This window comes from bacterium, assembly GCA_026708055.1.
In the GTDB taxonomy this organism is placed as follows: Bacteria; Actinomycetota; Acidimicrobiia; order Acidimicrobiales; family CATQHL01; genus VXNF01.
Map to the genome: position 1 here is coordinate 14,051 of JAPOVS010000036.1, position 25,381 is coordinate 39,431.

22 protein-coding genes, 1 tRNA gene and 2 pseudogenes are annotated in these 25,381 nt (G+C 70.8%); 12 read left to right on the forward strand and 13 right to left on the reverse strand.

What is annotated here, in order from left to right; all coding sequences use genetic code 11:
* Nucleotides 1-7 precede the first annotated feature (7 nt).
* The 7 genes from OXG55_07030 to OXG55_07060 form a co-directional block, all read right to left on the reverse strand.
* Nucleotides 8-796: an SDR family oxidoreductase gene (locus OXG55_07030; GenBank protein ID MCY4102997.1), complete on the reverse strand. Its 789-nt coding sequence runs from the start codon at nucleotides 794-796 to the stop codon at nucleotides 8-10.
* Nucleotides 797-983: 187 nt separating this feature from the next.
* Nucleotides 984-1,814, reverse strand: a complete 831-nt coding sequence (locus OXG55_07035) for a carbohydrate ABC transporter permease (protein ID MCY4102998.1) — start codon at nucleotides 1,812-1,814, stop codon at nucleotides 984-986.
* The gene (locus OXG55_07040; GenBank protein ID MCY4102999.1) at nucleotides 1,807-2,643 is read right to left on the reverse strand and encodes a sugar ABC transporter permease; all 837 of its coding nucleotides are present in this window, start codon (nucleotides 2,641-2,643) and stop codon (nucleotides 1,807-1,809) included. The genes OXG55_07035 and OXG55_07040 overlap by 8 nt, the downstream gene beginning before the upstream one ends.
* A gap of 127 nt (nucleotides 2,644-2,770) precedes the next feature.
* Nucleotides 2,771-4,354 (reverse strand): extracellular solute-binding protein, encoded by a 1,584-nt coding sequence (locus OXG55_07045; protein ID MCY4103000.1) that lies wholly within the window; start codon nucleotides 4,352-4,354, stop codon nucleotides 2,771-2,773.
* 131 nt (nucleotides 4,355-4,485) lie between these two features.
* Nucleotides 4,486-5,289 carry an alpha/beta hydrolase gene (locus tag OXG55_07050; GenBank protein ID MCY4103001.1) on the reverse strand — a complete coding sequence of 268 codons (804 nt, stop codon included), beginning with the start codon at nucleotides 5,287-5,289 and terminating at the stop codon, nucleotides 4,486-4,488.
* A 2-nt stretch (nucleotides 5,290-5,291) separates the two neighbouring features.
* Nucleotides 5,292-6,734 (reverse strand): amidase, encoded by a 1,443-nt coding sequence (locus OXG55_07055; protein MCY4103002.1) that lies wholly within the window; start codon nucleotides 6,732-6,734, stop codon nucleotides 5,292-5,294.
* Between the two features lie 17 nt (nucleotides 6,735-6,751).
* A complete protein-coding gene (locus OXG55_07060) occupies nucleotides 6,752-7,180 on the reverse strand; it encodes a cupin domain-containing protein (GenBank protein ID MCY4103003.1) in 429 nt (142 codons plus the stop codon).
* A 170-nt stretch (nucleotides 7,181-7,350) separates the two neighbouring features.
* Between OXG55_07060 and OXG55_07065 the strand changes: the two genes are divergently transcribed.
* From OXG55_07065 to OXG55_07100, 8 genes and pseudogenes are all read left to right on the forward strand, one after another.
* Nucleotides 7,351-8,433, forward strand: coding sequence for a phytanoyl-CoA dioxygenase family protein (locus OXG55_07065; protein ID MCY4103004.1), 1,083 nt, complete (start codon nucleotides 7,351-7,353; stop codon nucleotides 8,431-8,433).
* 31 nt (nucleotides 8,434-8,464) lie between these two features.
* On the forward strand, nucleotides 8,465-9,811 hold the full coding sequence (locus OXG55_07070) for an amidohydrolase family protein (protein MCY4103005.1): 1,347 nt from the start codon (nucleotides 8,465-8,467) through the stop codon (nucleotides 9,809-9,811).
* A gap of 57 nt (nucleotides 9,812-9,868) precedes the next feature.
* Complete coding sequence (locus OXG55_07075; protein MCY4103006.1) at nucleotides 9,869-10,717, forward strand: SDR family NAD(P)-dependent oxidoreductase; 849 nt, start codon at nucleotides 9,869-9,871, stop codon at nucleotides 10,715-10,717.
* Nucleotides 10,718-10,856: 139 nt separating this feature from the next.
* Entirely contained in the window at nucleotides 10,857-11,120 is a 264-nt protein-coding gene (locus OXG55_07080) for a dihydrolipoamide acyltransferase (GenBank protein ID MCY4103007.1), read from the forward strand.
* 104 nt (nucleotides 11,121-11,224) lie between these two features.
* Nucleotides 11,225-11,959 (forward strand): annotated as a pseudogene (locus OXG55_07085) (thiamine pyrophosphate-dependent dehydrogenase E1 component subunit alpha).
* Nucleotides 11,960-12,097: 138 nt separating this feature from the next.
* Nucleotides 12,098-13,168, forward strand: a complete 1,071-nt coding sequence (locus OXG55_07090) for an alpha-ketoacid dehydrogenase subunit beta (GenBank protein MCY4103008.1) — start codon at nucleotides 12,098-12,100, stop codon at nucleotides 13,166-13,168.
* Nucleotides 13,169-13,238: 70 nt separating this feature from the next.
* A complete protein-coding gene (locus tag OXG55_07095; GenBank protein MCY4103009.1) occupies nucleotides 13,239-14,954 on the forward strand; it encodes a proline--tRNA ligase in 1,716 nt (571 codons plus the stop codon).
* Nucleotides 14,955-15,452: 498 nt separating this feature from the next.
* Nucleotides 15,453-16,685 (forward strand): DUF4143 domain-containing protein, encoded by a 1,233-nt coding sequence (locus tag OXG55_07100; protein ID MCY4103010.1) that lies wholly within the window; start codon nucleotides 15,453-15,455, stop codon nucleotides 16,683-16,685.
* Between the two features lie 169 nt (nucleotides 16,686-16,854).
* Here OXG55_07100 and OXG55_07105 read toward each other — a convergent pair.
* The 4 genes from OXG55_07105 to OXG55_07120 all read right to left on the reverse strand — a co-directional run bounded on the left by OXG55_07105 (nucleotide 16,855) and on the right by OXG55_07120 (nucleotide 20,480).
* Nucleotides 16,855-16,939, reverse strand: a tRNA-Leu gene (locus OXG55_07105).
* A gap of 107 nt (nucleotides 16,940-17,046) precedes the next feature.
* Nucleotides 17,047-17,418, reverse strand: coding sequence for a hypothetical protein (locus tag OXG55_07110; protein ID MCY4103011.1), 372 nt, complete (start codon nucleotides 17,416-17,418; stop codon nucleotides 17,047-17,049).
* 79 nt (nucleotides 17,419-17,497) lie between these two features.
* A complete protein-coding gene (locus OXG55_07115; protein MCY4103012.1) occupies nucleotides 17,498-18,712 on the reverse strand; it encodes an IS110 family transposase in 1,215 nt (404 codons plus the stop codon).
* A 346-nt stretch (nucleotides 18,713-19,058) separates the two neighbouring features.
* Nucleotides 19,059-20,480 carry a hypothetical protein gene (locus OXG55_07120; GenBank protein ID MCY4103013.1) on the reverse strand — a complete coding sequence of 474 codons (1,422 nt, stop codon included), beginning with the start codon at nucleotides 20,478-20,480 and terminating at the stop codon, nucleotides 19,059-19,061.
* A gap of 428 nt (nucleotides 20,481-20,908) precedes the next feature.
* On the opposite strand from OXG55_07120, the gene OXG55_07125 reads away from it, so the two are divergent.
* Both OXG55_07125 and OXG55_07130 read left to right on the forward strand, forming a co-directional pair.
* Nucleotides 20,909-21,625, forward strand: coding sequence for a leucine zipper domain-containing protein (locus tag OXG55_07125; protein ID MCY4103014.1), 717 nt, complete (start codon nucleotides 20,909-20,911; stop codon nucleotides 21,623-21,625).
* 70 nt (nucleotides 21,626-21,695) lie between these two features.
* Nucleotides 21,696-21,929 (forward strand): annotated as a pseudogene (locus tag OXG55_07130) (integrase core domain-containing protein).
* Here OXG55_07130 and OXG55_07135 read toward each other — a convergent pair.
* Together OXG55_07135 and OXG55_07140 are read right to left on the reverse strand one after the other, a co-directional pair.
* Entirely contained in the window at nucleotides 21,926-22,951 is a 1,026-nt protein-coding gene (locus tag OXG55_07135; GenBank protein MCY4103015.1) for a hypothetical protein, read from the reverse strand. The pseudogene OXG55_07130 and the gene OXG55_07135 overlap by 4 nt on opposite strands.
* A complete protein-coding gene (locus OXG55_07140; protein MCY4103016.1) occupies nucleotides 22,948-23,340 on the reverse strand; it encodes a hypothetical protein in 393 nt (130 codons plus the stop codon). The genes OXG55_07135 and OXG55_07140 overlap by 4 nt, the downstream gene beginning before the upstream one ends.
* Nucleotides 23,341-23,856: 516 nt before the next feature.
* Between OXG55_07140 and OXG55_07145 the strand changes: the two genes are divergently transcribed.
* Together OXG55_07145 and OXG55_07150 are read left to right on the forward strand one after the other, a co-directional pair.
* Nucleotides 23,857-24,336 (forward strand): hypothetical protein, encoded by a 480-nt coding sequence (locus OXG55_07145; GenBank protein MCY4103017.1) that lies wholly within the window; start codon nucleotides 23,857-23,859, stop codon nucleotides 24,334-24,336.
* 7 nt (nucleotides 24,337-24,343) lie between these two features.
* Nucleotides 24,344-24,976, forward strand: coding sequence for a hypothetical protein (locus tag OXG55_07150; protein ID MCY4103018.1), 633 nt, complete (start codon nucleotides 24,344-24,346; stop codon nucleotides 24,974-24,976).
* The last annotated feature ends 405 nt before the right edge of the window (nucleotides 24,977-25,381 follow it).

Consider the following 25,381-nt stretch of genomic DNA (forward strand, 5'->3'; position numbering starts at 1 on the left):
GGGGTCCCTAGAACGCCTTGACGGCTGTGAAGCCGGCGTCGATTGCGATGTTGACGCTGCTGATGTAGCTCGAGGCGTCGGAGGCCAGGAACACCACAAGGGCGCCGACCTCCTCGACCGTGCCGACCCGACCCAGCGTGTTGGCGGCGTTCACCCGATCCATGAAGTTGTCGGCCTCGTCCACGTTCATGTCCTCGAGATCCCGCGTCAGCATGGGCGTATAGATCGTTCCCGGCGAGATGGCGTTGACCCGGATGTTGTCGCGGCCCACCTCCAGTGTGAGCGAGCGGGCGGCCGCCACCACCCCCGCCTTGGCGGCCGCGTACACCACGCAGCCCGGCAGCGAATGGGACGCCTGCACCGAGGACGTGAAGATCATCGAGCCGCCGCCGCGGGCCCGCATCGGGTTGATGCTGTACTGGGCGCACAGCAGCACGCCCTTGAGGTCCACGTCGAGGAGCAGGTCCATGTCCTCCTCGGTCATCTGCTCGAGGTCCACGTAGCGCTCCACCCCGGCGTTGGCGTGCAGCACGTCGAGGCCGCCGTAGCTGTCGACGGCGCACTGGATCATCGCCTTGACGTCGGCGGTGACCGAAACGTCGCCGCCGTCGGCGACCGCCGTCCCCCCGGCAGCCTCGATCTGTGCCACCGTCTCGGCGGCCGTCTCCGTGTTGATGTCGTTGGCCACCACGGCCGCGCCGGCTCCGGCGAGCGCGATGGCGCTTCCCCGGCCGATTCCCGACCCGGACCCGGTGACGATGGCCACCTTGCCAGCCAGCACTCCATCGGTCGTCATGGGGTGTTCCTCCCTGCTGTCATGTTCGTTCGTCCTGCCCGCTCCGTCCATTCCGGCCCTCGCCCATCTTGGACGTCCGGGCGGGGATGCCGGTGGCGCTCCGGCGGCCTCTGAAAATGGCCGCCTACGGCGTCCACCGCCACCCCCGCCCTCGCGCTCGCCTCTTTCGCTCGACCATTCGAGCCACTCAGCCCTTCAGTGCGCCCGCGGTCACGCCCTGCTGGAAGCGGCGCTCCAGCACCAGGTACAGGATGAATACGGGCACAGATCCGATGATCGAGGCCGCGGCGATCAACTCGTGGGGCGTGGCGTACTGGCCGATGAACTGGCTGATGCCCACCGGCAGCGTGTAGGTGTCGGCGTCCCGCATCAGCACCAGCGCCAGGATGAAGTCGTTCCAGTTGGCGAGGAACAGCAGGATCGTCACCGTCACCACGGCCGGGCGCGCAACCGGGACGATCACCCGGAACAGGATCTTCCACTCGCGGGCGCCGTCGAGGCGCGCCGATTCCACCAACTCGCCGGGGATGCCGGCGAAGAAGCCGCGGAAGATCAGGATCGAGATGGGCAGGCCGAACGCCACGTACACCAGGCTCAGCCCGAACAGGTCGTTGTAGAACCCCAGGTGGCGGGCCTCGATCAGCAGCGGCAGCACGAGGGCGGCCGGCGGGATCATGATCCCCAGCAGCAGCAGGGTGAAGACGACGTCGGAGCCCGGGAACCGCAGCCAGGTGAAGGCGTGCGCCGCCAGCAACGAAACCAGGATCGTGAGGACGACCGAGACCACCGTCACGAAGACGCTGTTGACGAAGTAGCCGCCGAGCCCGAACTCCTGCCAGGCGGTGATGTAGTTGCCCGGCACCCACTCGTCGGGGAGGAACTTCTGGTTGTAGACCTCCCGGCCGGTCTTGAGCGACAGTGCGCCGACCCAGGCCACCGGCAGCACGACGGTCACGGCGATGACGACCGCCAGGATCGACAGCCCGGCCTTGGCCCACCCGGCGCGGAGCTCAAACAAGGCGCCTCGCCAACCGGAAGCGGGCCACGCTGGCGATCACGGCCAACACCACGATCACCACGGCGATGGCCGAGGCCACGCCCATGATGCTGAAGCGGAAGCCCTGCTCGAACATGTAGGTGGCCAGCACTTCGGAACTGCGGTTGGGTCCTCCCCTGGTCATCACGAAGACCACGTCGAAGATCTTGAGCCCGCCGATGATGTTCAGCAGCGCCACGACGCCCACGATGTGCCACATCGACGGGATGATCACCCGGAACACCGTGGCGGGAGTCCGCGCCCCGTCGAGGGCCGCCGCCTCCAGCATCGACCGGTCGACGCCCTGGAGGCCGGCGTAGTAGAGGATCATGTCGTAGCCGGCGAACTGCCAGACGGTCACCCCGATGATGGCCCAGAGGACGAACTGCTCCTCACCGAGGAAGAAGATGGGCTGATCGGCGACGCCGAGCCACTGCAGGATCTGGTTCACGAATCCGAAGGCGTCCAGCACCCGCTGCCACATGAGGCCCACCAGGACCGACGGGAGCAGTGCAGGCAGGAAGATGACGCCCCGCAGCAGGCCCGTGCCGCGCACCCGGGTGGAGATCAGCAGGGCGGCCCCGAACCCGATGATGTTCAGGAACAGCGTCGTGAGACCCGTGAACAGCAGGGTGTTGCGCAGCGCCCGCCAGAAGATCTCGTCGCCGGCGATGGTGCGGTAGTTCTCGAGGCCCAGCCACTTGACGTCGGCGATGTCGAAGCCGGTCCAGAGCGACAGCGACACCAACCCCACCACGATGATGGGGACTGCGATGAGCCCCAGGAAAACGGCGAGACTCGGCGCCACCATGGCGACGCCGAGACTCGATGCGTAGTTGCCACCGCGGCGGCGGTCAGCGGCGCGGACGGCGCGCCGCGACAGGCTGGTCCCTGCCGCCGGCGCCGCCGCGGTTGACAACTGTCCGTTGGGTGCCGGCCTAGCCGGCGTCAGCCATGGATGCGACCACCTCGGCCGGCGTGGTGGAGCCGCTGAGCAGACCCTGGACGCCGTTCATCAGCGCCGTGTACACCGGGGTGGTGTAGATCGTGCGGTTGCGGACGGTGGCCTGCGCCGCGATGAGGTCGCGGTAGAGGTCGCTCACGTCCGACGGCAGATCGATGCCCCACGACGGGATGAAATCGTTGGCCACCAGGACCGCCTCGCCGTCGGCGTTGGTCAGGTAGCGCATGAACTCGATGCCCAGGTCGACGTTGGCCGCATCGGACGGGATCGAGAACATCTCGGCCACGCCGCCGGTGGCGAAGCCCTCGCCGCCGTCGGGCGACGGGAAGGGGAACAGGCCCCATTCGAAGCTGTCCTCCACCTGCGCGGCGATGCCGCCGGTGATGAAGTTGCCGACCGGGTAGAACATCGCGGCCTGCTGGGCCACGAACAACTCCAACGCCCCCACGAAGGAGACCATGGAGTTGGCGCCCGGCGCGAACACGCCGTTGTCGATGAGGTCGGCCAGGTTCTCCGCCGCGCCCAAGAACTCCGCATCGTCCCAGGAGGCTGCGCCGGCGTCGGCCTGCACGATGATCGTGTTGGTCGGGTCGGTGTAGGCGAGCTGCGCGAAGAACAGGTCGGCACCGGCCCACATGTCGTTCGTGCCCACGGCCACGCCGAAGTAGCCGGCCTCGTCGAGCGCTGCCGCAGCGGCCTTCAGGGCATCGGAGGAGCGGGGCACTTCGAGGCCCAGCTCGGCGAAGATGTCCTTGTTGTAGGCGATCTGCAGCGAGTTCACGTCCAGCGGGATGGCGTAGGGCACGCCGTCCACGCTGGCGATGGAAGCGATCGGCGGGAAGAAGTCGGGGAAGCCGGTCGTGAACTCACCCTCCAGCGAGGCGAGCGCGCCGTTGTTGACCAGGTCGGTGTACTCGCCGGTCCACGGCACCTGCGCCACGTCGGGCGGCTCGCCGGCGGCGATGGCCGCCCGCAGGTTGGTCATGTAATCGGCGAACGGCGTGTAGGTGCGCACGACGTCCACGTTCGGGTGGTCCGCCTCGAAGAGCGCCTCGGCCTCCTCGTGGACGACCGGGTAGGCGCCCTCGTTGTTCCACGACCAGAACTCCAGCGTGACCGACTCGGCGGCGGGTTCGTCCGCCATCGGTGCGGCCGCAGCAGCCGCCTCGGCCTCTTCGGCCGCCTGCCGCGCCGCCGCGGCCTCGGACTCCGCCGCAGCCGCATCGCTGCGCGCCTGCTCGGCCGCGGCCTGCGCCTCGGCCAGAGCCGCCTCGGCTTCGGCGACCGCCGCCTGGTTGCCCTCAGCGGTGGCCTGCGCCAGATCGGCTGCGGCCTGCGCCGCGTCGGCCGCGGCCTGCGCCGCTGCCGCCGACGCCGAGGCCGACTGCGCGTCGCTCATCGCCACCCCGGCGTTCGCGGACGCGTCGGCGGCCATGTCCATGGCTGCCGCAGTGGTGTCCGCGCTCCCGTCGTCGCTCGCGCACGCCGCAGCCAGCAGCGCCAGCGCGGCTACGAGCACCGAGGCGCGCGCGAACGTCCCGCGTCGAATCGTTCTCATCCCCTACTCCTTTCATAGGACCCCCGGACGGAGGTGGCCCGCAGTATGTCACATCGGGCTCCGCAGGCCGCAGTGGCGGCGATGGGGCGCGGCGCTCAGACGTTCAGCGATTGGGCTCCGGGTACGAGGGCTCAGAGCCGGGCGCGGAGCCACTCCAGGGTGACCCGATTGAACTCGTCGGGGCTCTCCATGCCGGAGAGGTGACCGGCGCCTTCGAACACGTGGAAGTCGGAGCCACCGATGGCTTCGTGGATCTCCTCGGAGCATTGCACCGGGAGGACGACGTCCACCTCGCCGACGGTGACGAGCACCGGAGCGGAGACTTTGTGGGCCTCGCCGCGCATGTCGTAGGAGAGGTTGGCCTCGATCTGGCCCAGGAGACCGTCGTAGCTGGCGGCGTTCGCCCGCATGTGGTCGAGGATGTTCATGAGCATCTCGAAGTTGCGGGACATGAAGCCGGGGCTGATGAGCATCGGCATCGTGGCGGCGTAGTAGTGCTCGACCCCGCCGCTGACCAGGTGCGCCTTCAGCAGACCCAGCGAGAACTCGCTGAAGCCGTGGGTCCCCAGCCACGAGGAGTGCGTCTGCAGCGACAGCACGCGCCCGGGGGCGTCGGCGGCCATGCGCAGGCCGATGGCGCCGCCCAGCGACGAGCCCGACAGGTGCGCCGCCCCGATGCCGAGCGCGTCCATGAGGTCGAAGGTGTCGCCGGCCATGCTCTCGACGCTGTAGGGCGGCGGCGTGGTCTCGCTGCGGCCCACGCCCCGGCCGTCGAAGATCACGCAGCGCACCTCGGACTCGTACGCCCGCACCTGCGGCAGCCAGCGAGTGCCGTCGGCGCCCGTGCCCCGGATCAGCACCAGCGCCGGCAGCGACTCGTCTCCGTGGCTCTCGTAGTAGATCTTGGTCCCGTCCCGGACGGTGACGTGCGGCATGTTCAGCCCCCTTGATTCGGTGTGACCGGCACCGTTGGTGCATCGGTTCCCAGTACGTGCTCCACCACCCCCGCCACGCGGATCGCCGTGTCCTCCCGCAACCGGCCGGCCGTGAACTGCACGCCCACCGGCAGGCCGTCGCCGTCGAAGCCCACCGGCACCGCCACCGTGGGCAGCCCGGTGAGGTTCTGCGGCACCGTGAATCCCATCACGACCTCCCGCAGCGCCCGGTGCTCGCCGTCGACGAGCACCGAGTCGGGATCCTCGACGGTCGACGGTCCGACCGCCGAGATGGGCGTGAGCAGCACGTCCAGCGACTCGAAGGCCTGGTCGAAGGTCCATATGAACTCCAGCCGGCGGCGCCGCGACGCCATGTAGTCGCCGATGGTCACCTCCGACGCCATCCGGAGACGTCCCCGGACATCGGAGCCGTAGTCAGCCGCGCGCCCGGGGTACAGGCCGAGTTGCCGGCTGTGGAAGTCGTAGGCCTCGGCCATCTGCAGGGGCACGAAGGCGGCCAACATGTCCTCCGCCGCCGGCAGGTCGACCTCCACCAGGGCGGCGCCGGCTGCGCGCAGCGCCTCGCAGGTGCGGTCGAACCCCGCCGACGTGCCCTCACCCCAGGGCACCGGTCCCGCCAGCGCGGGGGCGATGCCGACGCGCACGCCGGCCAACCCGTCACCGAACGACGCGGGATCGGGCGCAGGGGGCAGCGGCTCGGACAGCGTCGCCGGATCGCCGGCGTGCGGGCCGCTCATCGCCGCCAGCAGCGGCCAGAGGTCCTCGACCCGGCCCGCCACCACGCCCGGCGTGTCCAGCGAGGGAGCGAGTCCCACGCCGCCGGACCGGCTGATCCGTCCCAGGGTGGGCTTGATGCCGGCCACGCCGCAGAACGCCGCCGGGATGCGCACCGAACCGCCGGTGTCGCTGGCCACCGCCGCGGGCACCATCCCCGTGGCGACGGCCGCCGCTGATCCGCCGCTGGAGCCGCCCGGCACTCTGTCGAGATCCCACGGGTTGCGGGGGCTGGATCTTGTGGCGTGCTGGGACGTGATCCCCCAGCCGAACTCGTGCGAGCGCGTGATGCCCACGATCACCGCACCCGCCGCCCGCAGGCGTCCCACCAGTTCGGCGTCGGCGGAGGACACGCGCCCCGCCAGAACCTCCGAGCCGTAGTCGCCGACGGCTCCGGCCACCTCGAACAGCTCCTTGACACCGACCGGCACGCCGTGCAGCGGACCCCTCGTCTCGCCGCGGCGCAACTCGGTGGTCCGCTCGGCCGCCTCCGCCGTCGCCCGTTCGGCGGTGACGTCGGCGAACGCCCCCAACGCTCCGTCCAGGCGATCGATCCGTTCCAGGGTGGCGGCGAGCACCTCAGAGGGATCCGTCTCGCCCGCGGCGTACAGCGAGCCGAGCCGCGCGGCGGAAAGGCCCGAGGCGTCCATGCCGGTGCCTGCTCGACTCAGCCCGACGGGATCCCGGGGAGCTCGGGCACGGACTGGTACCCGGCGCGCTCGAGGGAGGGCACGCCGCCCAGCACCCACAGGATCACCATGTCCTCCTCACCGATCGAACCCGCGGAATGGGCGGCGTTGACGGGCACGAACACCACGTCGCCGGGGCCGATCTCGTAGTACTCGTCGCCGACCCGGTGCCATCCCCGCCCCGACAGCACGATCACGACCTCCTCGGCATCGGGATGCAGGTGGTGTTCGTGCGTGCCGCCGTTACCGGGGTAGACCGTGCGCCCCACCATGACCTTCTCCGAGCCCTGGCGGGCGTCGGAGACGAGCGTGCGCACGTCGAGATGGGCGAACGCGGTTCCGGTGAGGTCGTCGAGCGGTGTGGTGTCGGCGCGGGTGACGTACTCGGGGGCATCGCTCTCGATCATGCGCGGAGTATAGAACTATGATTTTGCCCAGCTAGGAGACTGCTGAGCAATCCGGCGGACGCCCCGACCCGTCATTCCGGCGAAGGCCGGAATCCAGGGCCTGGTGCCCGACCGGCGTAGTCGGTGGATTGCACAACAGTCTCCCGAGGGGACACGACGAGGGGAGAGGTGTGAGGGCTCGCACGGAGGCAGGACCGCTTCAGGGCGGGCCGGCGCCCACCGCGCCCGGCCCGGGCAGCGCCACCGGTGTGCGCACCTCGCCGCTGACCGCCGAGGAGATCACCACCTTCTACACCAAGGGCTACCTCCGCCCCGGCAGGATCTTCAGCGACGAGCAGGTGGAGTTTCTGCGCGACCTGGTCGGGCGCCTCACCCGCCAGGAAGACGAGGCCGGCCGGCGCTACGACCTGCTGGACCCGGCTCTATGGCCCGACGTGGAGGATGGCAACGGCGAATCGCTTGACGGCGCAGAGCCGGTTGACGGCAGAAGGTCGCTTGACGGCGGCGAGTCGGTCGACGGCGGCGGCCCGGCCGGTGACGCCAACCGCGATCCGGCGCAGAGCTTCGACTTCCTGTTCAACATGTGGCTGATCGACGACGACTTCCGGGCCGCCGTGTTCAATCCCACGATGGCCCGCTGGGCGGCGCAGCTGCTGGGCACCACGAGTGTGCGGCTGCTGGAGGACAACGCCCTCAACAAGTCACCGAGCCCGCACGAATTGCGCTGGCACCAGGACTACTCCTACTGGCCCTTGGCCCAGGCCAACGCCGTGACCGCCTGGGTGGCCCTCGACCACACCAGCGCCCACAACGGCGCCATGCGGATGGCGTGCGGCAGCCACCACCTCGGCGAGCGCCTGCCCGTGGTCTTCGGCACCGGCACCCCCTACCTGCGCGAGTCCCGCCCGGCCAGCGTCGGGGAGGTCGGCGACCCCGAGGCGCTGGGGCTGCCGGTGGAGGTCGTGGAGTTGGCCCCCGGCGAGGTGTCGATGCACTCGGCGCTGACCTGGCACGCCTCGGGCCCGAACCTCTCCGATCGGGGGCGGCGAGCCATGGTGGTCCGCTACGTGGCCGACGGCACCATCTGGCTGGGCGCCCAGCGCTACGAGTACAACTACACCGACGAGGAGGTGGGCTTGGACCCCGGCGAGCCGATCGGGGGCCGCTACTTCCCCGTCATCGGTTTCCAGTACCACGAGGAGGACCAGTGCGACGACGGCGACTCGCGCGACGGCGCCTTGTCGTGCGACTGATCCGGCGACTGTCCGCCGCGAGAGGAGCACCATGACCGACACCCCCACTACCGGACCCGACGGGCTGCGGCGCTTCGACGCCGCCCGGGTGGTGCCGTGCGAGGACGAGACCACCCTCGCCGACGCCGCGGTCGTGGTTCGCGACGACCTCATCGAATGGGTCGGCGCCCGGGCCGAGCTGCCGGCCGCCTACCGCGACCCCGCCATCCCGGTGACCGACGCCGGGGAGGCCACGATCATCCCCGGCCTCGTGGACGGCCACATGCACATCAGCTTCGGCGAGCCGCGCACCGAGGAGGAACTCTTCATCTACACCCCGGCACCGTACCGGGCCATCCGCGCCGCCATCGACGCCGAGAAGGTGCTGCTGGCCGGTGTGACCGCCGCCTGCGACCCGGGCGGCCCCAACGGCGTAGCCCCCGCCGTGCGCGACGCCATCGACGGCGGCCTGATTCAGGGCCCGAGGTTCTCGGCCGCGGGACGCCAGATCACCACGCAACTCGGCATCGGCGACACGCTGCCCCGCTGGATCGACGTGCACGAGTCGTCCTTCGGCGCCCTGGTGCAGTGCACCGAGGACCTGCTGCAGGAGATCCGCAACCAGGTGAAGGACACGGTGGACCTCATCAAGATCGCGGGCTCGGGCCCCGGCACCACCGAGTACGCCGCCTTCAGCCGTGACGAGCTCGCCGTCGCGGTCGCCGAGGCGCACCGCCTGTGCCGGCCGATCACCATGCACGCCCGCTCACGGCAATCGGTGGCCGACGCCGCTGCCGTGGGCATCGACTGGATCATGCACGCCTCCTACATGGACCCCGCCACCCTGGAGGTGGTGCTGGAGAAGCAGATCCCGCTGCTGCCGGCCATGACCCTGCTGGTCAACAGCCTGGAGGCCCCGGGGCACCGGGGATTCGTGGCCGACGCCATGAAACACGAACTGGACGCGGCCGTGGCGATCCTGTCCAAGGCCCACGCCGCCGGCGCCACGCTCATCGCCGGCTCCGAGACCGGGTTCGCCATGACCCCCTACGGCGAGTGGCACACCCGGGAGATGGAGCTGTTCGTGAGCCATCTGGGCATGACCGACATGGAGGCGCTGCTGTGCATGACCCGCAACGCGGCGCTGGCGGTGCCCCGTCACCGGGACATGGTGGGCACCCTGCGCCCCGGCAAGTTCGCCGACCTGCTGATCGTGGACGGGAGTCCGGACGAGGATGTGCGCATCCTGGGCGATCGCTCGCGACTGACGGCCGTCATCAAGGGCGGCCAGAGAGTCGAGCCCTCGGGACGCGGCAGCCAGACCCGGCAGCGCTTCGAGCAGGCACGCCGCTACACCCACCACCTGCACACCCGAGCCGCAGCCGAGTCCCTGCGCTGAGCCTCGGTTCGCGGCAGGCTCTGGACGTTCCAGGATCCCTCCCCAGACCGGAGTCGCATGAACGCTGAGCACCGCTCCCTGACCGAACTGGCCGACCTCGGCGGTCGCCTGGCCGTCGTCACCGGCGCCGCCCGCGGGTTCGGCGCCGCCATCGCGAACCGTCTCGCCGAGGCCGGGGCGACGGTGGTCATCGCCGACGTGCGACTCGACGATGCCGCAGCCACGGCTGCACGGATCGCCGACCGCACCGGCGCCAGGTGCGTCGCCGAGCGCCTCGACGTGACCGACGAGGCGGCTGTGACGGCGGCCTTCGCCGGCTGGCGTTCCGAGCACGGGCCGGTGGACATCCTCGTGAACAACGCCGGCGTGTTCTCGAACCACCTCGCCCACGAGATGCCGATCGCCGAGTTCGACCGGATCCTCACCATCAACGTGCGGGGCGCCTACCTGTGCTCGCAGGCCGCCCTCCGGCAGATGCGCGCCGCCGGGCGCGGGGCGATCGTCAACGTGGCCTCCGTGGACGCCTACTCGACCTCGGCGGAAGGGCTGACGCACTACACCACGTCCAAGCATGCCATCGCCGGCATGACCCGCTCGCTGGCCGTGGAGGCGGCTCCGATCGGCGTCCGGGTGAACGCCGTGTGCCCCGGTGCGGCCATGACCGAGGGCGCCGTGGAACTCGTGACAGGCGGCGAGGCCACCGGTATCGACGTGGAGGCCCAGTGGGACGGGATCGTGGACCGCACCCCGCTGGGGCGGCTGTGCGACGTGGACGACGTGGCACGGGCCGTGACGTTCCTGGCCTCGGACCTGGCCGCCTTCGTGACCGGCGTATTGCTGCCGGTCGACGGCGGGATCCTCATCCAGCCGCTGGAGGGCTACGTCCCCCACACCGAGGACGCCTGATGGCCCACCCTTCCACCAGGACCCACCAACGCGCCGCGCCCCACCCACTCGCCGCCCCTCGCCCCGTCATTCCAGCGAAGAGCCTGCCCCGGACTCGATCCGGGGCCGGAATCCAGAGCTTCCGGTCCCCGTCTGAACCATGCTCGAGGTGATCCTCCCCAAGACGGGGATCTACGAGGGAGACGTCACGCTCATCGAGTGGCTCGTGGACGAGGGCGGTGAGGTGTCCATCGGCGATCCGCTCTTCCTGATGGAATCCGAGAAGGTGGAGATGGAAATCGAGTCGGACGTGGACGGTTGGCTCCACAGGGAGGCCGAGCCGGGACTCGAGGCGCCGATCGGAACCCGCATCGGCGTCATCGCCGAGACCCCGGAGGAGTGCGCGGCGCTGTTCGGCTCATGACCACCGCCGGCATCACTTCCACGAACGACGGCGACCCCCCGGACGCGGCGGCCTCGGACCTCTCGGCCGTCAGCCGGGAAGCGCTGCTGGCGGGACTGGCGATGATGGTGCGCATCCGCAGCTTCGAGGACCGGGTGCAGCGGGAGTTCGCCAGGGGCGAGATGCCCGGCTTCGTCCACACGTACCACGGCGCCGAGGCGATCGCCGCCGGGGTGTGCGCCCACCTCACCGATGCCGACCTGATCACCAGCACCCACCGCGGCCACGGGCACTGCATCGCCAAGGGATGCGACCTCGACGGCATGGTGGCCGAGCTGTACGGCCGGGAGACCGGGCTTTGCGCCGGGCGGGGCGGCTCGATGCACATCGCGGACTTCAGCCGGGGCATGCTCGGTGCCAACGCCATCGTGGGCGGGGGCATCTCCCTGGCCACCGGCGCGGCGCTGGCCGCGGACGTGCTGGGCGACGGGCGGGTGGCAGTGGCGTTCTTCGGCGACGGTGCCGCCAACCAGGGCATCTTCCACGAGTCGCTCAACCTGGCCGCCATCTGGCGCCTGCCGGTGATCTTCGTCTGCGAGAACAACGGCTGGGCCGAGTCCACGCCGGCGAGCTACTCCACCAGCGTGGCCGACATCAGCGCGCGGGCGGCCGCCTACGGGATCCCGGGCGTGACCGCCGCCGGGGAGGACTACGAGTCCGCGCACCGCGCCGCCGGGGAGGCCGTGCACCGCGCCCGCGCCGGCGAGGGGCCCACGCTGCTGGAGGTGAAGGTTGCCCGCATCCGGGGCCACTACATCGGCGACCACCAGCAGTACCGGCCCCGCGATGAGCGCCAGGAGGCGCGGGGCCGTGACCCGGTGGTACTGCTCGCCGAGCGGCTCGGCGAGGACCTGGCCCCGTATCGCGCCGCCGTGGCGGCCGAGATCGACGCCGCCTTCGAGACCGGTCCGCAGGGCGACTGGCCCGAGCCCGCCACCGTGGAGCGCGACGTCCTCGCCCCGGATCCGGCCGGCCCGCAGCCGGCTGTCGCGGCGCCGCCCGCCGAACGGGAGATCACGTTCCTGGAAGCGGTGAACGAGGGCCTGAACCAGGCCATGGCGGCCGACGACGCGGTGATCGTCCTGGGCGAGGACATCGCCGGGGGCGCAGGCCTGGGCGGCCGGCACGAGGGGGCCATGGGGGGCACTTTCGGCGCCACGCGGGGGCTGCTGGGGACCTTCGGGCCGGCGCGGGTGCGCGACACGCCGATCTCCGAGGCGGGCTTCGTGGGCGCCGCCACCGGCGCCGCCCTGGCGGGCCTGCGGCCGGTCGTGGACGTGATGTGGGCCAGCTTCGTGCCGTACTGCTTCGATCAGGTCTTCAACCAGGCCGCCAAGATGCGCTACATGTTCGGCGGCCAGGCCACCGTGCCGCTGGTGCTGCGCATGGCCGTCGGGGCGGGCCTGCGGGCGGCGGGCCAGCACTCCGACACCCTGTACCCGGTGTTCGCCAGCGTTCCGGGGCTGAAGGTGGTGGCACCGTCCACGCCCGCCGATGCCAAGGGGTTGCTGCTGCGGGCCATCGCCGACGACAACCCGGTGATGTTCCTCGAGCACATGGGCCTGTACCGCACGAAGGGACCGGTGGCGCCGGAGCCGTATGAGATCGCCCTCGGGCAGGCCGCCTGCCTCCGGTCCGGGGACGACGTCAGCCTCGTTGCCGTCGGCGAATGCACCCTGCGGGCCCTCACCGCCGCCGAGGAGCTCGCCGGGGAGGGCATCTCGGCGGAGGTGATCGACGTGCGCACCATCGCCCCGCTGGATGCCGAGACGATCTGCGCCTCGGTGGGCCGCACCGGCCGGGCGGTGGTGGTGGAGGAGAGCCCGCGCCGCTGCGGCCTCGCCGCCGAGATCGCCGCGGTCATCACCGAGAACACCTTCGCCAGCCTCAGCCACCCTGTCGCACGGGTGACCGCCGCCAACTCCCCCGTCCCCTTCAGCCCGCCCTTGGAGGACGCCTGGCTTCCCAGCGCCGCCGACATCGTCGCCGCCGTCCGGGCCATGGATTGAGGGCTCCGGCAAGGGAGAGTCGCCGCAGCACACGCGGTTCCTAGGCTGGGGCGGCACCCGAGGAGGCTCCATGCGCTGGTCCAACCTGTTCGTCCCCACCTTGCGCGAGGCGCCCGCGGAGGCGGAGGTGTCCAGCCACCGGCTCCTGCTGCGGGCCGGCTTCGTCCGCCAGCTGCACTCCGGGCACTACTCCCTGCTGCCACTCGGCCTGCGGGTGCACGACAAGGTGGCCGACATCGTGCGGGAGGAGATGGACGCCATCGGCGGCCAGGAGTTGCTGCTGCCGGCCATGCACCCCGCCTGGGTCTGGGAGCAGAGCGGTCGCTGGAGCTCGATGGGCGAGGAGATGTTCCGCCTCACCGACCGCAAGGGTGCCGACAATGCCCTGGGCATGACGCACGAGGAGGTGATCGCCCTCCACGCCCGGGAGATCCACTCCTACCGCGAGGTCCCCCAGATCTGGTACCAGATCCAGTGGAAGTTCCGCGATGAGCCCCGGCCCAAGAGCGGCCTGCTGCGCGTCCGGGAGTTCGCCATGAAGGACTCCTACAGCCTGGACATCGACGACGCCGGCCTCGACCGTGCCTTCGACCTGCACCACGGGGCCTACACCCGCATCTTCGAGCGCATGGGCCTGCCCGCCATCGCCGTGGAGGCCTCCTCGGGCGCCATGGGCGGCAGCGCCAGCGTGGAGTTCATGGTGCCGTCGGACGCCGGCGAGGACGACATCGTGCGCTGCGAGAACTGCGGCTACGCCGCCAACGTGGAGCGGGCGGTGGCCGTCGTGGCGCCTGTGGACGACCCGCCGGGAGGCACGCCGGAGCGCTTCGCCACGCCGGGGATCCGCACGATCGCCGCCCTGGCGGCTGCGGAGGCGGAGGCCCCGCCCGAGCGCCAGATCAAGACGATGGTCTTCGTGCTGGACGGGCAGGTGACGCTCGTGCTGCTGCGCGGCGACCACGAGTTGAGCGTCCAGAAGCTCGTGGACAACACCGGGGCGGCGACCGCCCGTCCCGCGGGGGCCGAGGAGTGCGTGGCCGCCCTGGGCGCCGCACCGGGCAGCCTCGGCGCCGTCGGCGTGACCGACCTGCCGGTGCTGGCCGATAGTGCCCTGGCCGGTCGCAGCAACCTCACCACCGGTGCGAACGTCGACGACTTCCACTTCCGCGGGGTGGACATCGAGCGCGACATCATCGTGGGCGAGTGGCTGGATCTACGCCAGGTGAGCCACGGCGAGCCGTGCACGGGCTGTGGGAGTCCGCTGGAGTTGCTCCGCTGCATCGAGACCGGTCACATCTTCAAACTGGGGCGGCGCTACGCCGAAGCCTTCGAGACGACCGTCATGGACGCCGACGGCACCCCTCGGACCCTCACGATGGGCAGCTACGGCATCGGCATCGGACGGGCCGTGGCCGCCGTCGCCGAGACGCACCACGATGAGCGCGGCCTCTGCTGGCCCGTCTCGGTGGCACCTTACGAGGCGGCCGTGGTGCCGATCTCAGGACGCGACGAAGCGGTGACCGAGGTTGCCGAGAGCCTCTACGGCGAGCTGCGGGCGGCCGGCGTGGAGGTGATCCTCGACGACCGGGACGCCCGAGCGGGGGTCAAGTTCAGCGACATCGAACTGGTGGGCATCCCCTTCCGGGTGACCGTCGGCCCCCGAGGACTCGCGGCCGGCAACGTCGAAGTGACCGACCGCGCCACCGGCGAGACCACCAACGTCGGGGTCGAGAGCGCTGCCGAAGCGGTCACCACCGCACGCGACGCCGCCCTCGCCGCCCTCTGAGCCCCCTGCGGGCCGGGCCCCTCCAACGGAGGCCATGAGGTTCTCGACATGACCGACCCGAGTCCCCCTGAAGGCGGGGCGATTCCCCGTCGTCGGTCTGCCTTCATCGCATCGTCGCCCGGCCGGATCCGTTGCCCACCGAGCCTCGGCCACATCGCCTCGCTCGGGGTCGCTTCGCGGCCACAACCATCCCAAGTGTGCGAAAACGGCAATCACTCCCGTGCTAACACGGCATCGACTGCCAGAGCGGCGAGGAAAGCGCACCCCGTAACCGACACAAACCATCCTGCCCCACCGCCTCATGACACCGCTCGGAGGAGCCGACCGGGACGGTGTGCCCGTAACCGACATAACCATCCTGCCCCACCGCCCCTACCGATTTGAACATAACACGTCAATACATATTATATAGTAGTAGTGTACTAAATTATGTGCTAAAGCGGTAGCAGATCCTGTGCTAGAGCGGGAATCGTCGGTCTGGAGAGGTAGAGTTCGAGCGTGTCGGAGTATCTCCCCAGAATCCTCGACGAGTTGGTTGAGGAATACCTGACCGAGTTGCCGGCAATAATGCTCGTCGGGCCACGCGCCTGCGGGAAGACCACAACCGCCGCTCGCCACGCTGCGACCATCATCCGGTTGGATTCCGACGCCGATACCGCTGCCTTGGGCACCGACCCAGATGCGGCCCTGCGCGACCGCACCGAACCTGTCCTCTTGGACGAGTGGCAGCTAATGCCAACCGTCTTGCGCGCGTTGAAGCGGGCCGTAGACACCGAACGCCGGCCCGGGCGCTTCCTGATCACCGGCTCGGCCCGAAGCGACACGGCCGACCGATTCTGGCCCGGAACCGGCCGGGTGGTGATGATTCCCATGTATCCGCTGACGATTGCGGAGCAAATGCAACGAACTGTCCGACCGATCGTGGACCGGGTCGTGGACGGGGAATCGCTGCGAGGCGACGTCGCTGCCCCGGACCTGCGGGGTTACCTGGAGCTGGCTCTTCGCGGCGGTTTCCCGGAACCCGCGTTGCATCTGGGCGATAGGTCCGCCAGGGACTGGCTTGAAAGCTACGCCGACCAGATCGCCTTCAGGGATGCCCGCTCCTACGGCGAAGTCCCGGACGCGGCGCGCATGCGCCGTTACCTGTCCTCCTTCGCCATCAACTCCGCAGGCACGCCCCAGGACAAGACCCTGTACGACGCAGCAGGCATATCCAGAAAGACCGCTGCCGCCTACGAGCGGCGTCTGGTCGATCTTATGGTGATCGACAGGATGTCGGCTTGGTCCACGAATCGCCTCAAGCGTTTGAGCCGCACACCGAAGCGGTACGTGATCGACTCAGGGCTGCTTGCGGGCATCCTCCGCACAGATCTCGAAGACACCTTGAGCGACGGAGCGCTTCTAGGTGCCATGATCGACACCTTCGTCGTAGCTCAGCTACGGGCGGAGGCCGCTGTGGCGCGCACGCGCTACCGGCTCTCGCACCTGCGTGACCAGAACGGGCGACGAGAGGTGGACGTGATCGCCGAACTACCCAGGGGGCGCCTGATCGGCATCGAGATCAAGGCCGCCGCCGGGGTCAGGCGAGCCGACGCCCGCCATCTGATTTGGCTGCGGGACTCCGTGGGGGAGTCGTTCGTCGCAGGGGTTGTGTTCCACACCGGACGGGACACCTTCGAACTCGACGACCGGATCGTGGCCACCCCGATCTCGGCACTCTGGTCCGCGTAGCCTGCCGGTCCCTGATGAGGGCCGCGCCCCTCACACGAGAGTCCCCTCGAATCGGGCGATTGCGCCTGACTACCGTGGTGACACGGCAGTTGCTGCCGTCCAGAGACCGCCTTGGAGGTAGCCAGGAACACCGCTCGGCCAGCCCGCCCGGGGGCCCGACGCGAGACTGTGCCCGGAGTGGGAATTGAACCCACACGCTCTTGTCGAGCCGAGGGGTTTAAGCCCTCTACGTCTACCTGTTCCGCCATCCGGGCCGCCCAGTCACGTTACCCGTCCGGTAGTCCACGAACCCGAACCCGGCGAGGCACAGATCGGCCGAGCCGCGCTCGGGCGCGGCACTCCGCCGAGTGGCCCAGCTCGCTCAGGCGGCTTGTCGCACCTCGGTGTTCCCCGACAGCGGCAACTCGAGGCTCTCGGCCAGAGCCGTCGCCGGGGCGTCGATGTCCTCGGTGGCCTGCCAGAGTTCGTCCCGCACCCGGGCCGCTTCCGGCGGGTCCAGCCCGTTGGCGGCCACGACACCTTCGATCATGTCGGCCAGCACCGCCGGCCAGCGGCGGCCCCGGCTGCGCACCGACACCAGTGCCGATCCGTCGGGCCCACGCCGGATCGTGCGGTCCAGTCCGGCAACGCGCGGCGGCGTGCGGAACGCCGGAACGTCCAGTTCCATCAGGGTGGCCGCCGCAGCCAGGCACCGTCCCGCCTCGGCGAACCGCCAAACGTGTCTCTCACTCATGCCCACAGTGTGTCCAGGGGGTGTGACAGCGAGCGGCGGCTAGCTGTGACAACCGGGGAGGTTGATGCTCCTATGTTTGTCAAGTCGTTTGTTGGCTGAGCCAGTTCTGGTAGTGGTTGGCGAGGTCGCGGTTGTGGTGGAGGCCTCGTTCGAGTTCTGAGACGCGGCTGGGGTTGGCGCCGATGGCGGCGGCGGTGGTGTGGATGGTGAGTCCGGCTTGTTGACGCCGGTGGCGTAGGCCCGCTCCCCGGGGAACGGCGGGCGGGTTGGTGAGCAGTTGGTGGATCTCCCGTGCGATGTGGCGTTTGAGGCAGCGGATGATCTCGCGGTGGGTCTTGCCCTCGGCGCGACGGCGTTCCGCGTAGTCGATGCTTCGCTGCTCGCAGCGCAGCCGAACCATGGCAATGCGCCACAGGGCGTTGTTGGCTTGGCGGTTGCCTCCTCGGTTGAGGCGGTGTCGCACCGTTTGGCCCGAGGACGCCTCAATGGGGCTCGCTCCGCGCAGCGCGGCGAAGGACGCCTCGCTGCGCATCCGGTCGGGGTTGTCGCCCGCCGCGACCAGCAGCGCCGCGGCGGTGTCGGCGCCGACGCCGGGAGCGGCCAGCAGCGCGGGGTTGGCTCGCTCGCACAGGCGGAGCAGATCGACGTCGAGAGCGTCGATCTCGGCGGTGAGCGCCTGGTGGCGACGGGCCAAGGCCCGCAGCGCCGTCTCGGCGGCGCCGGTCACCGCGTCCGGGGCCGATCCGGGCCGCAGACGAGCGCAGGCATTGAGGAGGTCGCCGCCGCGCAGCCCGCTGAGGTGCTCTTTCATCCGGTCGGGGGCGGTGACGACGATGCCGTGGATCTGATCGGCGGCCTGGGTGCGAGCCTTGATCGCGGAACGGCGAGCAGCCGCCAGCATCCTGATCGCCTCGACGGGCCCGTCGCCTGACTTGGGCTGTGTGGCGGCTTCGCCGCTCAGCACCGCCCGCGCCGCCGCCTCGGCGTCGACGGCGTCGCTCTTGCCCCGGCGCCGCCGGTTCTGGCGGTTGGGGCGGTTCACCTCCACCACGAGCATGCCGCCTGCGGCGAGGCGGCGGGCGAGCCCGGCGCCGTAGGAGCCGGCGCCTTCCACGCCGACGGCCGCGACCGGGCCGTGCGACTCCATCCACACAAGCAGCTCCTCGCAGCCGGCGGCGTCCGCGCTGAACGAGGCTGCGCCCACCGCCCCGCCGACAGCGCCCACCGCGCACGCCACGCGGACGTCTTTGCGGGCGCTGGCCCCGACGACGATTCCGGGTTGGTTCCCTGACATAATCGTGCTGCCCTCCTCGGAGCCGTCCAACGACAGCGGGCACCACCGGCGGGGGCGGCGGACAGGACACTCACGGCGTTCAGCTCAAGGCCCCTATCAGGTCACGTCCGCCCCTGCTGGCAGTGCTCGTCCCCGGCCAGCAGCAGGCCGACAAATCAACGTGAAGGCACAAGGCCGGTCCCTGGGTGAGTCAGACCCGCCCCAGCCGGGAACACCTCCAGTGTGAGTGCCCCTGGGCGGTGGTGTGTCGCTCGGTGGGGGGGCCGTTGGGTGTCACCGGACGGTGTAGTGGACCTTCTAGGGCAGCAAGGTCCGGGCTGCCCGCTCGGCAGGGGTGCTGTTGGTGTTATCGGTCGGCGTAGTGGACGCCGTCGGGGGGCCAGGTGAACGGCCCCCAGCAGGCGATGGTGCCGTCGGCGCGCAGGGCGCAGGTGTGTTCGTCGCCGGCGGTGACGGCGGTGAAGTGCCCGTGCGGCACGGTCGGGTGGTAGTCCTCGAGGTCGCCCCAGCATTCGATAGTGCCGTGGGTGCGCAGCCCGCACGTGTGGCTCTCGCCGGCGCTGACGGCGGCGAATTGCCCGCCGGGCGTATCGGCCTGTCCGATGTAGACCACGCTGCGTGTGTAGTCGTCTTCGACGAAGTTGTTGTTGCCCCAGCAGGTGATGGTGGCGTCGGTGCGCAGCGCGCAGGTGTGGACCCAGCCGGCGCTGACGGCGGTGTAGGCGCCGGGGGGGCTGGTGGCTCGGCCGTAGGAGTTCTCGCCCCAGCAGGCGACGGCGCCGTCGGCGCGGACCGCGCAAGTGTGCCATTTGTTGGCGCTGACGGCGCTGTAGCGCCCGCTGGGGTTCGGCGCTTGGCCGTGGGAGTTGTGGCCCCAGCAGGTGAGGGTGTTGTCGGCGCGGATCGCGCAGGTGTGGCGGTTGCCGGCGTTCACGGCGCGGAAGCGCCCCGCGGGCGCCGCGGTGCGGCCGTCGTCGTCGTTGCCCCAGCAGGCGAGGGTGCCGCCGCTGCGGATCGCGCAGGTGTGCTCGTCGCCGGCGCTGACGGCGATGAAGGCGCCCGGTGGCGGGTCGGCCTGGCCGTCGTCGCTGTTGCCCCAGCAGGCGAGGGTGCCGTCGGCGCGCAGCGCGCAGGCGTGCTCGTCGCCGGCGCTGACGGCGGTGTAGGGACCGCGGGCGTCCCCGCCGGCCGGGGCGACCGCGAGGAGCAGCGGGGAACTCGCCAGCCAACGCCCTGCTGCGGTCGTGGCGGGCAAGAAGCGCCCGTCGGGCAGCCAGCGGCCGCCCCACGCGCCGTCGGGGCGCCGCTGCTGCACGCCGACCTCGACGCGCCCGTCGTCGAGCCTGCGCGCCGCGATCCGCACATCGCCCGCCGGTGTCACAAGCGGGGAACTCGCCAGCCAACGCCCGACGGCGGCGGTGGCGGGCAACGAGCGCCCGTCGGGCAGCCGGCGATCGCCCCAGGCGCCGCTGGGGCGCCGCTGCTGCATGCCGACCTCGACGCGCCCGTCGTTGAGCCTGCGGGCCGCGACCCGCACCTCGATGGCACCACCGGCGGTTTCCTCAGCGGCGGTGAGCGCATCGATGGCACCACCGGTGGATTCCTCAGCGGCGGCGGGCGCGGCGACCAGCGCCCCCCCCCCGGCGGCCGCCAACCCGACAGCGAGCACGGCCGCGGCCCGGCTGCGGCGCCAAAGACTCAACACTCCGCGGGTGCGTCGGCAGATCCCGAGACGCGCGACCACCCCGCCGGTTCGGAGAACGCTCATACCTCACCCTCCCGGCACAACCCGCACGACTGCGCCACGACGCGAACCCCGAACACTACAACGCGCGGGCCCATCGGGGGCTGGAGATCCTAAACAGCGAACCTGACGGCGGGGCTCGTGCTGTTGCTGCGACCGGCGCGTTCGCCGAGGCGGTAAACCCCCTCGCTCACCCGTGCGGAGCGGGCAGAACCGGGCGATCCGTGGTCTCGGACAGAGCCGCGTCCTCCCTCGACGCCCCTCCCGCGCCAAGACGCGCCTGAACTTGGTATGTGAGAGGGCAGCGCGCCTCGGCAGTGCGCTCGTAGCTGCTAGGTGTGACAACCGGGGAGGTTGTCCCTGGGTTGAGGGGATCGGGGGGTCCCCGTTGGGGTGAGCCCTCCCGGCGATGCTGTGGGTCTGAAACAGTCCACGGCTCCCAAGGAGGGCTCATGGCACAGATTAGACAGCACGCCAACGCGCGGCTCACGGTTCGCCAGCGCCGGGAGATGGTCTCGGCGATGCTCGATGAGGGTTGGCCGGTCGCGGCGGCCGCGGAGCGGTTCCAGGTCAGCGCCAAGACGGCGCGCAAGTGGCGCGACCGCTACGTCGCCGAGGGCCCCGGGGGCCTGGCGGATCGCTCCAGCCGGCCTCGCTCCTCGCCGACGCGCACACCCCCGGAGGTGCGCGCCAGGGTGGCCGAACTGCGCGCCCAGCGCCGCCGCGGCGCCGCCTGGATCGCCCACAAGACCGGCCTGGCGCCCTCGACGGTGCAGAACATCCTCAACGAGGCGGGCCTGGGGCGCCTCGACCGGGGCGACCGCGCCACCGCGAAGGCGCAGCGCTATGTGCGCGAAACCCCTGGTGAGCTGATCCACGTGGACGTCAAGAAGCTGCCGGGCATCCCCCCCGGCGGCGGCTGGCGGCACCACGGACGAGGCAACGCCCCCACGCCCGGCGCCAAAGCCGGCTACCGCTACCTCCACAGCGCCCTCGACGACCACAGCCGCCTCGTGTACAGCGAGATCCACGACGACGAGCGCGCCCAGACCGCCGCGGACTTCTGGCGGCGCGCCGAGCGCTGGTTCAACACTTGGGGCATCGCCTGCGAACGCGTCCTGACCGACACTCATACTGGTTGGGTGCCTGTCGGTCTGGGGCGGGCCTGACTCGCTGACTGACTGGCTTCGTGCCTTGCCGTTGATCTGTCGGCTCGTGCCGGGCCGGCGGGCGCGCACCAAGGTCAAGAAGACCCGCCCCTACCGGCCCCAGACCAACGGCAAGATCGAACGCTTCCACCGCACCCTCCTCCAGGAATGGGCCTACATCCGCCCCTGGCGAAGCGAAACCCAACGCGCCGACGCCTACCGCGGCTTCCTCCACTACTACAATTGCCACCGAACCCACGGAGCGCTCAACTGGAACACCCCAGCCTCCACCATCGGGAACAACCTCCCCGCACTACACACCTAGGCGGGCGTCACCGCTTGGGCGGCCAACGCGGCGAACGGCCCTTCGCAGCTGCTGAGGGGCGAACCCCAGGAAGGTTCCGGCTGGGACAGGTGGTCGCGGCGGACGCTTTCGAGCACAGGGTTCGGCGTTTCCCAGAGCATGTCCCAGAATCCGGACAAGTCCCGGAACGGCAGATTCTCGTTCATTTCCTCCGGCAGCGCGGCGTAGTCGCCCAGCCGGCGCGCCAGCGCCGCGGAGACGGCGAGCAGGCGGGCGTGGGGCGCCACGGTGCCGGTGATGATTTCCTGGCGCGGCAATCCGGAGGCGCCCAGGAACCACACGCCGCCGGGACGGTCGCGGGCGGCGTGTACGGCCGCGGTGAACTCCTCACTGTGCTCGCCGGCGTTGCCGGTGCGCATCGCTTCCTCGAATAGCCAGAGCACCTCGGTGTCGGTGCGGGCACGCCACCGGTCGTCGGCCAGCATCTGCCAACCAGATCCCAGGGGGCTGTGCAGGAGACCGGGCAGCGCGCCGCATACACCAGCGGCGCGATCCACCACGAGGTCGCGGTCGGCGAGCAGGCGGACCGGGCCGAGGGCGGCCCAGTAGATCCGCGAGTCGGCGACGAAGCAGGCGGCGACGCCGTGGCCTGGCGGCGGTGGGGGAGAGGACCAGGAGGCGTGTCGGCGGCGGTGCAGTTCCGCCAAGCGCTCCGAGGCGTCGCACAGCAAGCCGGCCAGGTTCTCCCGATGCCCCTGCGCCAGATCCTCGAGCGCGGCGGCGATCTGTTCGGGCCATTCGCCGACCGCCCACAGAGAGCCCGTCTCGGCCGGCGGCGGGTCCTGGTGGAGGCGGGCCCAGACGGGAGCCGCCGGGGGGATCGGCACGCCGTCGATGAGCCACCCCGTGGCGCCACGGTGGCCGTGCAGCGCAGTTCGGCGACCCTCCTCGGCGATTACGCCCGGCTGCGCGGCACCGCGGTAGGGGATTGCCCACTCCGTTACCGGCGGCGAGTCGCGGAGGCGGCGGTCGCCGTCTCTCACAGGTCGAGACCCTCCTGGTCGACGCCGAGGACTTGCGTGCCGGCCAGGGCCTTCTCCAAGTCCTCCAGTTCGGACTGCTTGTTGGTGACTCTCGAGTGGCGTTCAGGAATGTCGGCGTAGTCGTCCGGCGGCGCCGACAGGTCGGAGTGGCACTGCTCCAGGCGACGCTCGGCGCGGCTCGTGGCGTCGGGCAGGTTCTTGAGCATGTTCCGCACACGCTGCACCGGATGGTGCGAGCCGGCGATCTGGTGGGGGAGGGGCACGCCAGCGTGCAGCATGTCATGCACTGTCAACACCGCGGGACGCAGAGTCGCCGAGTCGGCTTCGGTGGGCAGCCGCGGCGGGCGCCGCACCGCCGCGATGTCCACACCTTGGATTCGCGCCACCATTTGCGGATCGTCGGGGCAGCCGCACGATGCGCGTCTGGGTGCCGTATCGGCGTCCAGGGAAGTGAGGTGGGTGGTGCCCATGGGGTGTCCGTTCTGCTCTGCGGACGGACGCGTTGTATCTTCTACGGTACAGGTTGGCAGCGTTCTCCCCGTCGTCGGGTGGTGCGATAGCGGGGGCTTGGACGCAGGACTGGATCTCGCGGCGGGCGAGGTCCTCAGCGAGGCGCGGATCGGCGCCGGCTGGGGCGTAGCGGACCAACGCGGCCGACGCGCACGCAAACAGCGGTATCGTGCCGAGCACGATGCCCGCCCAGAAGTAGGCGGGGTCGGGGCGCACGCCTTCCAGCTCGCGACTTGTCGGCTTGTGTACGTCGTGCGCGGCGTCGTCTACAATTGCCCCCGGCCGGAGCGCAGCGGGCCTTCGCGGTGCTGTTGGCTGCTCCTGCCGCCGTGGTCGTCGGCGGGACCGCCTCGGGTGCCTTGGCGCGGCCGGCTCGGCGAGCGAGGAGGGACGCCATGAGCGTTGAAGAGGCCCCTGCTGTCGCTGGGCGCCGCCGCTACGGCCGGGGCGCGGAGCGAGGTCCTGGCTATGGGTATGTCTCTGAGGACTACCAGCCGCTGTTCGTCCGCGTGAGCGAGCTGCCTGCGGCGCTGGCCGAGGGGGGGCGCGGTGCCGGCTACCTGCCCCTCGTGCAGTTCATCAAGGACTGGAACCGCATGCCGTGGTGCCGCGGCGCCATGCTGGACGGCCCTCCGCCCGAAAGGACCGACCCGGAGGTTGCCGCCAAGATCGCCGCGGTGGTGCATGCCCTGTGCGACGTCGACGGCGAGCCGGTGCCGGACTGGGTCCCGGCGGCGGTGGCTTCCCGTGACGTCCCCCTGGTGCCCCGCCTCAACCTCGAGTCAGAGTTCGGCCGCCGCCTGCGCGCGACAGCGGCGCCGGCGTGCCGGCACCATCGGGTGTGGTTCTCGGCAGAACTGCTCGACTCCACCTGAGCCCGCGGTGACGGCCGACGCCGCCCGACCGCTGAGCGCGGAAGTGCTCCGGCTGGTGTTCGACGACCTCTCGCGGCGTCTACGCGCCGCGGAGTCCTATAACCACCACATGATGATCGCCGGCGGCGCGGCTCTGGCGCTGCGGTGGGATCATCGCCTCACCCGCGACGTCGACGTGTTGGAGCACCGCTTGCGGTGGCAGCACCGCCACGGCGAACGGCACACGGCGGCGGTGGACTTCATCTCGATGCGCTTCCCCGCGGCGCTGCACCGCGCCGCGGCCCGCACCGCCGAGACGTTCGGGCTCGCCGCGAACTGGCTCAACAACGCGGCGGGCCTATACACTCCCCGCTGCGATCTCGACGCCGAGGTCCTCTACCGGAGCGACGCACTCGTCGTCGAGGCCCCCGCCGCCCGCGTCCTGTTGGCCATGAAGCTCTCTGCCCGCCGCGACAAGGACCTCGACGACGCGGCGCGCCTCATAGCCGAAACCGGCATCTCCGATCCCGCTGAGATGATCGCCCTAGTTGTCGAAGCCTTCGGCGCCGACGACGTAACTGCGGAGACCTACCAGTTCGTTGACGAGTCTCTCGCCTACCTGCGGGCGCCCACGGAGCTTGAACCCGGCCTCGACCTCTAGTTGTCCGGCATCGAGCAGCAGCTTCGGCGGGGTCCGACCGTGCCGACTGGCCGAGCGGCTCGGCGATCTCGCCGTGATCGGCTGATCCGACGTGGCCGCAATGCCGGCGGTGCTCGGTTCGACCTTGCCGGGAGGGTACGGAGTTCCGCTGGCCGCCACGGGGATTACCTTGGCCAGACGCTGGCCGCGACGGCCTGCTTCAGGCACGTCGAAGCGCGTCGGTTGGGTGCGCTGTCCGCGCCGCGCCCCGGGGCCGCGCTCCGGTGTGTGCCTGCGCACGCCAGGACTGCGGCGTGACCTCGCCTGGGGTCTGATCGCGCGCAGCGGGCGCGGTCAGGGGCCCAGATCGAGGCCCGGGTCCGGGGCTCGGGGCCGAGGTCGGCGCCGGTGAGGAGGTCCCGGCCG